The following is a 12,432-nucleotide window of genomic DNA, read 5'->3' as shown; positions in this document are numbered from 1 at the left end:
CGCCCCAGCCATCGCCTCGCCCCCGCCCCAGGGCCGCTTCCGGCCCGTCGGCGCCCCGTGCGCGGTGAGCGCGGGCGCGGCTGTCGTACGGGCGTCGTACGCTGGATTCACCCCGGCCCGTGATACGTGTCGGGCCCTTCGCGTTGCCCGTCCCTGGCAGCAGCCGGCTGTCGGGACCTGCCCTTCGTTACCGGACGGAAGCCCTTCATGAGCCTGCACGGTCTGCTGGATGTCGTCGTACGTGATCCGGCGCTCGACGAAGCGGTGAAGGCCGCCGGCGACGGCCACCGGATGCACGTCGACCTCGTCGGCCCGCCGGCCGCCCGCCCCTTCGCCGTCGCCGCGCTGGCCCGCCGGACCGGGCGCACCGTGCTCGCCGTCACCGCGACCGGCCGGGAGGCCGAGGACCTGGCGGCTGCGCTGCGCACCCTGCTGCCGCCGGACACGATTGCCGAGTTCCCGTCCTGGGAGACCCTGCCGCACGAGCGGCTCTCACCCCGCTCGGACACCGTGGGCCGCCGCCTCGCCGTGCTGCGGCGCCTCGCGCACCCGAGGGCGGACGACCCGGAGACCGGGCCGGTCTCCGTCGTCGTCGCGCCGATCCGCTCCGTGCTCCAGCCACAGGTCAAGGGGCTCGGCGACCTGGAGCCGGTGGCGCTGCGCATCGGGCAGAGCGCGGATCTCGGCAAGACGGTCGAGGCGCTCGCGGCGGCCGCGTACTCCCGGGTCGAACTGGTCGAGAAGCGCGGCGAGTTCGCCGTACGCGGCGGCATTCTGGACGTCTTCCCGCCGACCGAGGAGCACCCCCTTCGGGTGGAGTTCTGGGGCGACGACGTCGAGGAGATCCGTTACTTCAAGATCGCCGACCAGCGGTCCCTGGAGATCGCCGAGCACGGGCTGTGGGCGCCGCCCTGCCGCGAGCTGCTGCTCACCGACGAGGTGCGGGAGCGGGCCGCCGAGCTCGCCGAGGCCCACCCCGAGCTGGGCGAACTCCTCAACAAGATCGCCGAGGGGATCGCGGTGGAGGGCATGGAGTCCCTCGCCCCGGCCCTGGTCGACGACATGGAACTGCTGCTCGACGTGCTGCCGGAGGGCGCGATGGCGCTGGTCTGCGACCCGGAGCGGGTCCGCACCAGGGCCGCCGACCTGGTCGCCACCAGCCAGGAGTTCCTCCAGGCGTCCTGGGCGGCCACCGCGGGCGGCGGCGAGGCCCCGATCGACGTGGGCGCGGCCTCGCTGTGGGGCATCGCGGACGTCCGGGACCGGGCCCGTGAGCTGGGGATGATGTGGTGGTCGGTCTCCCCGTTCGCCGCCGACGACGAGCTCGACGAGGACACCCTCAAGCTCACGATGCACGCCCCGGAGGCGTACCGCGGCGACACCGCCCGCGCGCTCGCCGACACCAAGGGGTGGATCGCCGACGGCTGGCGCACGGTGTACGTCACCGAGGGTCAGGGCCTCGCCTCCCGCACCGTCGAGGTGCTGAGCGGCGAGGGCATCGCCGCCCGCTTCGACCCGGACCTGGCGGAGATCTCCCCGTCCCTCGTCCATGTCTCCTGCGGCGCGATCGACCAGGGCTTCGTCGACCCGGCGCTGAAGCTCGCCGTGCTCACCGAGACCGACCTCACCGGCCAGCGCACCGCCACCAAGGACCTGGGCCGGATGCCGGCCCGCCGCCGCAAGACGATCGACCCGCTGACCCTGGAGACCGGCGACTACATCGTCCACGAGCAGCACGGCGTGGGCCGGTACATCGAGATGGTGCAGCGCACCGTGCAGGGCGCCACCCGCGAGTACCTCCTCGTCGAGTACGCCCCCGCCAAGCGCGGCCAGCCCGGCGACCGGCTGTACATCCCGACCGACCAGCTGGAACAGGTCACCAAGTACGTCGGCGGCGAGGCACCCACCCTGCACCGGCTCGGCGGAGCCGACTGGACGAAGACCAAGGCGCGCGCCAAGAAGGCCGTCAAGGAGATCGCCGCCGACCTGATCAAGCTCTACTCGGCCCGGATGGCGGCCCCCGGCCATGTCTTCGGCCCCGACACCCCCTGGCAGCGCGAGCTGGAGGACGCCTTCCCGTACGCGGAGACGCCCGACCAGCTCTCCACCATCGCCGAGGTCAAGGAGGACATGGAGAAGTCCGTCCCGATGGACCGGCTGATCTGCGGCGACGTCGGCTACGGCAAGACGGAGATCGCGGTCCGGGCGGCGTTCAAGGCGGTCCAGGACGGCAAGCAGGTGGCCGTCCTCGTACCGACCACCCTCCTGGTCCAGCAGCACTACGGCACCTTCACCGAGCGCTACTCCCAGTTCCCGGTCAACGTGCGGGCGCTCAGCCGCTTCCAGTCCGAGTCCGAGTCCAAGGCGACCCTCGAAGGGCTCCGCGAGGGCTCCGTCGACCTGGTCATCGGCACCCACCGCCTGTTCTCCTCCGAGACCAGGTTCAAGGACCTGGGCCTGGTCATCGTCGACGAGGAGCAGCGCTTCGGCGTCGAGCACAAGGAGCAGCTGAAGAAGCTCCGCGCCAACGTGGACGTCCTCACCATGTCCGCGACGCCCATCCCCCGTACGCTCGAAATGGCCGTGACGGGCATCCGCGAGATGTCGACGATCACCACGCCGCCCGAGGAGCGCCACCCGGTCCTCACCTTCGTCGGCCCGTACGAGGAGAAGCAGATCGGCGCGGCCATCCGCCGCGAACTGCTCCGCGAGGGCCAGGCGTTCTACATCCACAACCGGGTCGAGTCGATCGACCGCGCCGCCGCCCGCCTCCGCGAGATCGTCCCGGAGGCCCGGATCGCCACGGCCCACGGCCAGATGTCCGAACAGGCCCTGGAACAGGTGGTGGTGGACTTCTGGGAGAAGAAGTTCGACGTCCTGGTCTCCACCACGATCGTCGAGTCCGGCATCGACATCTCCAACGCCAACACCCTGATCGTGGAGCGCGGCGACAACTTCGGCCTCTCCCAGCTCCACCAGCTGCGCGGCCGCGTCGGCCGTGGCCGCGAGCGCGGCTACGCGTACTTCCTCTACCCCCCGGAGAAGCCGCTCACCGAGACCGCCCACGAACGCCTCGCCACGATCGCCCAGCACACCGAGATGGGCGCGGGCATGTACGTGGCGATGAAGGACCTGGAGATCCGCGGCGCCGGAAACCTCCTGGGCGGCGAGCAGTCCGGCCACATCGCGGGCGTCGGCTTCGACCTGTACGTACGCATGGTGGGCGAGGCGGTCGCCGACTACCGGGCCTCCCTCGAAGGCGGCGTGGAGGAGGAGCCGCCGCTGGAGGTCAAGATCGAGCTCCCGGTGGACGCCCACGTCCCGCACGACTACGCCCCCGGCGAGCGGCTGCGCCTCCAGGCGTACCGCGCCATCGCCTCCGCCAACACGGAGGACGACATCAGGGCCGTCCGCGAGGAGCTCACCGACCGCTACGGCAAGCTCCCCGAACCGGTCGAGAACCTCCTCCTGGTCGCCGGCCTGCGCATGCTGGCCCGCGCCTGCGGCGTCGGCGAGATCGTCCTGCAGGGCCCGAACATCCGGTTCGCCCCGGTCGAGCTGCGCGAATCGCAGGAGCTGCGCCTGAAGCGCCTGTACCCGAAGACGGTCATCAAGCCCGCCGTCCACCAGATCCTCGTCCCGCGCCCCACCACCGCCAGGGTCGGCGGCAAGCCGGTCGTGGGGCGTGAACTGCTGGCCTGGACGGGGGAGTTCCTCACTACGATCCTGGGGTCGTAGTCCGCCTGCTTCCGTGTCGGCCCCGTCGGATTTCCGGCGGGGCCGAGCTTTTTCATAGGGTGGCCGGTCTCTTGAACGCGAGCCAGACGGTCTTGCCGACGATGTGGTGGTCGACGCCGAACTCCGCGGCAAGTTCATCGACCAGGAATAAGCCGCGCCCCGAGCAGCAGTCGTCTTCCGCGTGCTGGATCGCCGGTCGTCCGCCACCGCTGTCCCGCACTTCCAGGCGCACAAGATCCTCTGTTGCGCGGAGGCGGACGGCGAACTCCCTTCCCGGCGGGACGCCGTGCAGCAGGGCATTGGTCGCCAGTTCCGAGACGCAGAGCCTTATGTCCTCGATCAAGGGTGTGAGCTGCCACTCCGTGAGTACTTCGGCGACGAAGTCGCGTGAGGCACCGACAGAGGTGCGTCGTCGGGGAAAGTGCCGTTGCTGCGACAGAGACACGGTGGTCCACCGCCTTGCTCGTGGGGCATGACGCGCACACCGTACTGCTATTCGCGAAAAGCAGCAAGGTATCCTTTTGGGGATCGAATGCTTCGCCTACCGTGTGTAGTGGCGGGGTGTCTCAGGCGTCGGCCGCGAAGGAGAAGGTCGTGGGTGAAGTGAGGGGCAGCACATCCGCCCGGTACCTGGCGCCACCCGTCGGGGGTGAAGGTGATGTCTGGGGGGCCGAGTCGGCGGCCGGAGGGCGACGAGGTACCCAGCGGATCGTGCACGCGGGAGAGGTGGTTGCACCCGACAGGGTGGCCGACCTGCTCCTGGTGGAGCGTGGCGGTCATGTCGTCGAGCGACGTCGAATCATGTACCTCGATGGTGAGCCGTGCGAGCTGACCGACACCTACTATCCGGTGGAGATCGCTCGGGGAACCGGGCTGGCGGAAACGGGCAAGGTCCGGGGAGGGGCTGTCCGGCTGCTCGCCGATCTCGGCCATGTCGGCGTCCGGGCGCGAGAGGATGTGGCAGCCCGCATGCCGTCCGAGGTCGAGAGGGCGGCCTTGTCGCTGGAGGCTGGTGAGCCGGTGCTCGAACTGACACGGCTCACGCTGAGCGAGGATGACCGCCCCATCCAGGCCGATGTGATGGTCATGTCTCCGCGGGGGCAGAGACTGCGCTACGAGATCAGGATCGGATGACTGTGCCCAGAGTGGACGACGAGACACCGGACCGCCGCTCCCTGCATGAGCGGATCGCGGCGGATCTGCGCGACGAGATCATGTCCGGGGACCTGGCGCCAGGAGTCGGTCTCCCCTCCACCGCGCAACTCAAGGCACGGTTCTCCGCTTCGAACGCCACCGTGCAGAAGGCGTTGCAGCTCCTCAAGGGCGAAGGATTGGTCATTGGGCGCGCAGGTGCGTCGGTGACGGTTCGCGAGCATCGGCAGCGGACGATACGTCCGGCCGCGTACATGGCCCCGGCACCGTCCGGCGAGCCCTACCGTTGGCTGAGTGAAGCGGCGAACTCGGGTGCACGTGCCCACAGCACGCTGATCGAGGTGGCCGAGAAGAAGCCTCCGGCAGACGTCGCAGCGGCGCTGGACCTTCAGCCGGGTGGTACTGCGGTCGTCCGGTACCAGTTGCTGTCAATCAACGACGAACCGGCGGAACTCGTCGCCTCCTACTACCCGTTGGACATCGCCCGCGGCACCGCCCTCACCGAACGCCGCAGAATTGCCGGCGGTACGCCCACCCTCCTCGCGGCACTGGGTCATCCACCTCGGGTCAGCGTGGACCGGGTGTCCGCGCGTGTCGCCACCCAGGATCAGTACCGACTGCTCCGACTCCCCGGCGACCTGCCGGTACTGCGTACCCTGCGCATCGTCCATGGCGACGGCGACCGGCCCATCGAAGCGACGGTGATGGTCAAGGCGGGCCATCTGTACGAGGTGCAGTACGCGTTCGTCCCCGAGTGAGTGGTCCGTTGCGGGCTTGCTCGACCGGTTGTCGGATCGGTGAGGCAGGATGCGACGCATGGAGAGGGGTACGGGGAGCAGAACCCGCAATCGCTGGATCGTGGTGACGTGCGTGCTGGTGGCCTGTTGCCTGCTGTACGTCCTGCGCCCCGGGCAGGGCGCGGAGAGCCTGCCGGACCGCTTGGGTGTCGCCGGGATGCTGCTCACGGCCCTGACGCTGGTCGCGACAGCGTTCGAGGTGTGGGCGACGCAGCGGGGCGGTGCGGTGGTGGACGATGTGGCCGCGGCGCGACAGCTGAGCCGGGCCGTGGCGCTGGCGGAGCCGCTGTCGCGCCGGGTGCTGGGCGGGGATCGGGTCGTCGCGGACATCACTTACCGATTCCGCCCCTACGCACACGCCAGAGGCGCGGCACTGCCGCTGGCGCCGGCCGGACGATTGGATGGTCTGGTCGCCGACTACCAGGCCCTCAGGCCCCGGCGCCTGGTGGTAACGGGCCGGCCGGGAGCCGGGAAATCGGTGCTGGCCCGGTCCTTCGTGGCGGAGCTCAACAAGGCCAGGGCGGATGGCGACCCCGTCCCGGTGCTGATCGCGCTCGGGGACTGGGAGCGAGAGGAGAGCTTCCGCGACTGGGTCGTCAGACATCTGGTGCGCGACTACGGCAGATCGTGGAAGCGCGCCGGTCAGCTCGTGGACGCCGGACTGGTGCTCCCGGTCATCGACGGTCTGGACGAGATGGACAGGTCTGAAGTCCCGCTCGCCGAGTCACGGGCCCAGGGCGCGCTGGACGCCCTGGCCGACTATCAGGAGGGCCTGGAACCCGCGCCACTCGTCCTGACGTGCCGCACGGATCTCTACGACGTGCTCGAAGCCTCCGGAAGGCCGATGCTGGACACGGCGCGGGTCGAGATCGATCCGGTGAGTGCCGAGGCGGCGGCGGGATTCCTGTCGCGTCGCGCGGGGGCGGCCTACCGTCAGTCCGTATGGGCCCCGGTCCTTGACGAGTTGCGCGCCCGCCCTCAGGGCATGCTGGCCCGTTCGCTCTCCACGCCGTGGCGGCTGGTGCTCGTGGCCAAGGCGTACGAGCAGGCCAACGACCCTGGCGAACTTCTGACATGCACCACGCAGGAGGAGGTGGGCGACGTACTCCTCGGCCACTTCATCCCCTCGTCCACCCGCACCGTCGCCGGAACACGGAGCCGGTACGCACCCGAGGATGTGCACGCGTGGCTGGGCACCCTCGCACGTGGTCTTCGGGCGCGGGGCGGTGGCGGGACGGATCTGGTGCTGTCAGAACTCGCCCACTCCCCGGGGGCCGTGTGGGCGAGGCGGCTGTATTCCTCTCTGGTCGGGGTCTTCGCGCTCGTCCCGGTGGTGCTTCTGCTGTCCGGTGGGGACAGGGATGCGACGACCTGGAGCCTGGCCGCTGTCCTTCTCGTGGTGGGAGGCATCGGGTTCCGACACCTGCGTTCCAGCGAGATCAGTCTGTGGGGACGCGCCGACTTCGCCTTGCCCCCGTGGGGCAGCCCGCTGTGGCGGGTGGGGATGCGGCTGGCATGGAACGGGAGCGGGTGCTGGGCGGTACGCGTCACCGCGATCTGGCCCCCTCTGGCGATGTGGCGGGTCGCAGCACCTCAACGATTCGGTGGCATGGAGAACGGGCCGATGACCGTGGCGATGCTTGATTGTTCTGTGGCCCGCGGCTGTCCTGGTGTTCCTCAGCCGCGCTGCGGGTCTTGGCCTGACCGGCGACCTCGTACTTTTCACCATGTTCGGGTCGCTCTACTGTGCTTTGTGCGGCTCCATGGCCATGTACACGTGCTGGCTGCTGGTCAACTGCCGACGGCTGCCGTTCCGACTGAGCCGCTTCCTGGAGTGGTCCCGGACGGCGGGGCTGATCCGGGTGACCGGTGCCGCCTACCAGTTCCGGCATCGTGAGTTCCAGGAGTGGCTCACGCGTCACCCCGCTCCGGCCCGTCCGGCGCCGACCGCTCATCCGACGACGCGAACACCGACTCCGTGAGCGACCGGAACACATCCTCCGGGTCTCGGCCGCCCACCACCCCTCCAGCTTGCCGCTCAGCAGCAGCGTGGCGAATCCGTGGACCGGCGACCGGGCGGCGATGGCGGTGAGCAGGCCCGTGCGGTCCTTGAAGTGGTGTGCGGGTGCCGCGTGGGAGACGCCGAAGGTGTGAGCAGTTGTGTCGCCATGCCGACGTAGTGCCAGAGACTCAGGCGGTACGGGATCCGGATCGGCGACTGCGCCGGCCTGAAGCGGAGGGATCGGATCCTGGCTGCCGCCCGCATTCCTCACCCGCGCCAGGCGGCCAGCAGATCCGCAGGACTGAGCGTCAGATCCGGGTGTACGCCGTCCTCGACCCCTGCCGGGCACACCGCCAGCAGCGGGGCCGCCGACGCGCCCGGTACGACGGATCGTGCCTCGGCGAGGTGCGCGAGTTCGCGGGCGCTGAAGCGCTTGGCCTCACGCCACTTGACCGAGCCGAGGAGGAGCGTGCGTTTCCCCGAGGCGGCGGGGACAACGATGTCGTACTCCTGGCTGTTGTCACGGTTCCACCAACTCCCCACCTGTCCGGCGTCCTCCAGCCCCGGCAGCTCCGGGCTGAGCCGGTTCACCGCCTCCTGGACGAGTGGCTCGACGGCGCGGCCCCGCCAGCTCGGCCAGCCCCGGTCGAAGGCGGCGCGGGCGATGTCGGGCCGGCCACGGGCGATGTGGGCCTGCTGTTCGTCGACGAAACGGAACCAGAAGCGCAGGTACGGGTCGTCGATGCGGTAGCGCCGCAGCTTGCTGTTCGAGGGCGCGCCCACCGGTACGTCGACGCTGACCACCCCCTTGTCGGCGAGCACCTTTATGGCCCTGGTGACCGCCGTGTGCGCGGTGCTCCCCTCCTCGGGAAGCCTTCCGACGACTTGGGTGAAGGTACTGACTCCGATGTCGGCGCCCCCCATCGCGGACAGGACGCGCCGCGCCTGCTGCGCGTCGGGAAACTCGGCGTCGAGGGACCGCTGCCCCATCACGGCCAGGTCGCTGTTCTCGTCCCCGAGTTGCTCGTGCACGAAAGCCCGGGTGCTGCGCGCGCGAGCGCGGTCCAGCACGAGGCGCGGGTAACCCCCGGTGATGAGCGCGGTGTCGAAAGCGGCCGACGGGTCCCCTCCACTGCCCAGGGCCTCGGCGCATTCGGCGGGGTCGAAGGGGGCGACAGTGGTGCTCCTGGCCCGGCCGTAGAGCGGCCTGTCGTGCTCGGTCAGCCGTTCCATCATTCCGACGTCGGAACCGATCAGCACAAAGAGAACGGGGGTGCTCTCCAGCCGGCGGTCCCAGGCGTTCTGGAGCTGCCCCTCCAGGGTCGGGTCTGCCGCGACAGCCCATGGGAACTCGTCGATGACGACGACGGAGGGGGTGCTGCGGCACGCGACGGCGATTCTGCCCAGTGCGTCCCGCCAGTCGCTGGGGGGAGCGGAGAAGAGGGAATCGGCGTCGGTGAGCGGGGTCGTCGAGGTGTGCAACTCGGCGGTGAGGGTCTGAAGCTGGGTGGCGGGCGGCGCGTTCTTCACTGCGGAGAAGTAGAGGTAGGGCAGTCCCGACTGCTCGACGAAGCGTGTGAAGAGCCGGGATTTCCCCACCTGCCGACGGCCCCGCACAGCGAGCAGCTGTCCCGTTCCGGACTCCCGGATGCGCAGTGTGCGGCGCTCCAGATCGGCGAGCGTGCGTTGACGGCCGTAGAAGCCCATGCGTCTTGCCTTCCGGACTGGAGGAAGCGTGCGTGGGTAAATGGTACATCGATGTAACTTACGTAGATGAATGTTAAGCGCCGTGCCCTTGGTGCGGCCCGGGGTGATCGCTCTCCGGTGCGAACAGCAACTCCGCCAGTGACCTGAACACCGTCTCGGGATCCCGGGTGCCCACCGCCCCGCCCAGGTTGCCGCTCAGCAGCAGCGTGGCGAAGCCGTGGGCCAGGGACCAGGCGGCCACGCCCGTGAGCCGGGGGTCGTCGCCCCGTCCGGTGGCGGGGAGGCCGGTGACGCCCGCGCGCAGCTCGGCGGTGGCCCGGTCCTTCGCGGCGAGCAGCCCGGGGTCGTCGGCGCGGTAGAGGTCCGGCTGGAACATCACCTGGAAGTGGGCGGGGTGGTCGGCGGCGAACCGTACGTACCGCACGCCCCGCTCCCGCAGGTCCGGGGCGTCGGCCAGGGCGTCGGCGAACCGCTCGTACCCCTCCGTCGCGATGGCGGTGAGCAGTCCCGTGCGGTCCTTGAAGTGGTGGGCGGGGGCCGCGTGGGAGACGCCCGCCCGGCGGGCCAGGTCGCGCAGGCTCAGCGCCCCCGGCCCCTCGGTGCGGATGACGTCGAGTGCGGCGGTGAGGACGGCGCGCCGCAGGTCGCCGTGGTGGTAGGTGCGCTCGCTGGTCATGGGCAGGAGATTACGCGGAATCTAGGCGTTGACAAGTTCGGCGGTCGAAGGGCACCCTGGGGAACTAGTCAGTGACAAGATCAGTGGTGCTACGGGAGGCGGAGACATGTCCGAGGAGCTGGGCCGGGTGCGTCGGATGTGGCACCTGCTGGAACCCCTGCACGCTGTTCTGTACTACGCGCCGGAGTCCTTCGAGGAGGCCGCCGCGCTCGGCCTCCGTACCGACGAGCGCTGGCCGAGCTACTTCGCCTGGCGTGTCGCGCCGCTCGGGGAGGCCGGGGCCGGCCGGGTCGCGGAGACCTTCCACAGCTTCAGTCCGGCGATGGTGGAGGAGTACGTTCCCGCCGTCTGGTCCGTCGCCTCGCCCGATGCCGTACTCGCTGCCCGGCGCCGGGCCGTCGACCGCGCCTACCGGACGCTGTTGGGGGAGGCGGTCGCCGCTCCGGAGACGGCCGAGGCCGCCGCGCTCGTGCGACGCGTCGCGCTGGCCGCCGACACGGACGGCCGACCGCTCGCCGCCGCCAACGCCGCACTGCCCTGGCCGGACGAACCGCACCTCGTGCTCTGGCACGCGGCGACGGTTCTGCGCGAGCACCGCGGCGACGGCCATCTCGCCGCGCTCGTCGGGGCCGGTCTCGATCCGGTCGAGTCGCTGGTCGCCTTCGCCGCCATCGGTGCGGCGCGGCCGGAGGTGTTCGCGAGCCGGGGGTGGAGCGACGAGGAGTGGCGAGAGGCTCGTCAACGGCTTCTGAAGCGCGGGCTGTTGACAGAGAGCGGGACGGCGACCGAGGCGGGGCGGGCGTTGCGCGCCGAGGTCGAGCGGCGTACGGACGAGGCCGCCGCCGCACCTTGGCGGGCGCTCGGCGGGGAGGAGCGGGAGCGGCTGGTAGAGCTGCTGGGGACGTTGTGGGTGGCGGTGATCGGCTCCGGGCTGCTGCCGTCCGAAACGACGCTGGGCATCGGCAAGGTGTGAGGGCGCGGGTGGTGTCCCGGGGTGCCTCGTGCGGGTGGTGATGCGGGCGGGGCGCCTCGTGCGGGTGGTGTTCGGGCGGGGGCCCCTCGTGCGGGCGGTGTCCGGGCGGGGTGCCTCGGCCGGGTACGTCCAGATGCTGGGTTCCGACGGCCGACTACGGCCCGGAGAACATCCGGGTCGACGCCATCGCGCCCGGCACCACGCTCACCGAGATGGTCCACGAGTGGGAGGCGGACTCTCCCGGCATCATCGAGCAGCTCAACGCCCGGACCCCGCCGGGCCGCGCGGCCGACCCGGACGAGACCGCCCAGGCCGCCGCCCGGCTGCTCAGCGACCGGCGCCTCCTACGTGACCGGCACCGTCCTGCGCGTGGACGGCGGCATGCGGTCCTGAGCCGGGCGCCGGACCACGGGCGGGCGCCGAACCACGGGCAGGGCCCGGACCACGGGCGGAGGGTGTGATTCCGGCCGCATCGGGGTGGCGGCGCGCCCATGAGCACCCGTCAGCGGGGAAGGCCTCCGTAGGATTCCCGGGTTCGGCTTTCTCCCCGTCAGGACGGTTCCGAGTGATATCTCCCCGCGCATACCGAGTGATGCTGCCCGCCCTCAGCGTGGCGGCGGTGCTGACCCTGGCCGGCTGTGACCCGGAGCCCACGCCCTCCGGAGGAGGCGGTGGCGGGCAGGCCGTCACCGGATTCGGGGCCAGCCCGCTCGACAACGCCGACGGTACGAAGCCGGGCCTCGCGCCGCTCACCTCCGATGCGGACCGGGCGGCCGGCCGGAAGGTCATCGAGAAGGTGGCGACGAAGGGGCGGGGGCCGAAGACCGGTTACGCGCGGGACAAGTTCGGCTACGCCTGGAAGGACTCGGTCGACGGGATACCGCTCGCGAGGAACGGCTGCGACACCCGTAACGACCTCCTCGCCAGGGACGGCAAGGACCTGAAGTACCGGTCCGGTTCGGACTGCGTGGTCGTGTCGATGACCCTCAAGGACCCGTACACCGGCTCCACCATCGACTGGCGCAAGCAGCAGGCCACCAAGGTCCAGATCGACCACGTCATGCCGCTCTCGTACGACTGGCAGATGGGCGCCGCACGCTGGAACGAGGCCAAGCGGCAGCAGATCGCCAACGATCCGCTCAACCTCATCCCGGTGGACGGCCCGGCCAACAACGCCAAGCGCGACTCGGGGCCGGCGTCCTGGCTGCCGCCGTACAAGCCGGTGCGCTGCTCGTACGCGGTGCGGTTCGCGCAGGTGTCCCTGAAGTACGGGCTTCCCGTCACCGCCGCCGACAAGACGGCGATGCTGGAGCAGTGCGGCGGCTGAGCGCGGGGGCGGGGCGGTAGTACGCAGAACCCGCCCCGGGGCGGGGCGGGTTCTGTGGCC

The 12,432-nt window shown here is 70.7% G+C and carries 9 protein-coding genes and 2 pseudogenes; 7 read left to right on the top strand and 4 right to left on the bottom strand.

The genetic code is table 11. The features are described 5' to 3' along the window. Positions 1–207: 207 nt before the first annotated feature. Positions 208–3,738, top strand: a complete 3,531-nt coding sequence (gene mfd, locus AADR41_RS38460; RefSeq protein ID WP_342286831.1) for a transcription-repair coupling factor — start codon at positions 208–210, stop codon at positions 3,736–3,738. A 52-nt stretch (positions 3,739–3,790) separates the two neighbouring features. Here the strand turns inward: mfd and AADR41_RS38455 are convergent, their stop codons facing one another. Further along, a complete protein-coding gene (locus tag AADR41_RS38455; protein WP_342286829.1) occupies positions 3,791–4,183 on the bottom strand; it encodes an ATP-binding protein in 393 nt (130 codons plus the stop codon). 116 nt (positions 4,184–4,299) lie between these two features. Here AADR41_RS38455 and AADR41_RS38450 point away from each other — a divergent pair, with 116 nt between their 5' ends. The 3 genes from AADR41_RS38450 to AADR41_RS38440 are packed head-to-tail and all read left to right on the top strand — an operon-like array spanning position 4,300 to position 7,584. Continuing rightward, complete coding sequence (locus AADR41_RS38450) at positions 4,300–4,872, top strand: GntR family transcriptional regulator (RefSeq protein WP_446751185.1); 573 nt, start codon at positions 4,300–4,302, stop codon at positions 4,870–4,872. Further along, complete coding sequence (locus tag AADR41_RS38445; RefSeq protein WP_342286825.1) at positions 4,869–5,648, top strand: GntR family transcriptional regulator; 780 nt, start codon at positions 4,869–4,871, stop codon at positions 5,646–5,648. Before AADR41_RS38450 ends, AADR41_RS38445 begins: the two co-directional genes overlap by 4 nt. A gap of 58 nt (positions 5,649–5,706) precedes the next feature. After that, positions 5,707–7,584: an NACHT domain-containing protein gene (locus AADR41_RS38440; protein ID WP_342286823.1), complete on the top strand. Its 1,878-nt coding sequence runs from the start codon at positions 5,707–5,709 to the stop codon at positions 7,582–7,584. 178 nt (positions 7,585–7,762) lie between these two features. Here the strand turns inward: AADR41_RS38440 and AADR41_RS43050 are convergent. The 3 genes and pseudogenes from AADR41_RS43050 to AADR41_RS38425 all read right to left on the bottom strand — a co-directional run. After that, a pseudogene (locus tag AADR41_RS43050) lies at positions 7,763–7,882 on the bottom strand (TetR family transcriptional regulator); the annotation flags it as partial. A gap of 74 nt (positions 7,883–7,956) precedes the next feature. Then, the gene (locus AADR41_RS38430) at positions 7,957–9,396 is read right to left on the bottom strand and encodes an ATP-binding protein (protein WP_342286822.1); all 1,440 of its coding nucleotides are present in this window, start codon (positions 9,394–9,396) and stop codon (positions 7,957–7,959) included. Between the two features lie 73 nt (positions 9,397–9,469). Next, on the bottom strand, positions 9,470–10,072 hold the full coding sequence (locus AADR41_RS38425; RefSeq protein ID WP_342286821.1) for a TetR/AcrR family transcriptional regulator: 603 nt from the start codon (positions 10,070–10,072) through the stop codon (positions 9,470–9,472). Positions 10,073–10,178: 106 nt separating this feature from the next. Here AADR41_RS38425 and AADR41_RS38420 point away from each other — a divergent pair, with 106 nt between their 5' ends. The 3 genes and pseudogenes from AADR41_RS38420 to AADR41_RS38410 all read left to right on the top strand — a co-directional run bounded on the left by AADR41_RS38420 (position 10,179) and on the right by AADR41_RS38410 (position 12,372). Continuing rightward, entirely contained in the window at positions 10,179–11,045 is an 867-nt protein-coding gene (locus AADR41_RS38420) for an SCO6745 family protein (protein WP_342286820.1), read from the top strand. 149 nt (positions 11,046–11,194) lie between these two features. Continuing rightward, positions 11,195–11,438: pseudogene (locus AADR41_RS38415) on the top strand (SDR family NAD(P)-dependent oxidoreductase); the annotation flags it as partial. Between the two features lie 199 nt (positions 11,439–11,637). Beyond that, positions 11,638–12,372, top strand: coding sequence for an HNH endonuclease family protein (locus tag AADR41_RS38410; RefSeq protein WP_342286832.1), 735 nt, complete (start codon positions 11,638–11,640; stop codon positions 12,370–12,372). Positions 12,373–12,432 lie beyond the last annotated feature (60 nt).

Source organism: Streptomyces sp. CLV115 (assembly GCF_038448545.1).
GTDB lineage: Bacteria > Actinomycetota > Actinomycetes > Streptomycetales > Streptomycetaceae > Streptomyces > Streptomyces sanglieri.
The sequence above is the reverse complement of the archived record's forward strand: the minus strand, read 5'-3'. Positions and strand labels throughout refer to the sequence as shown.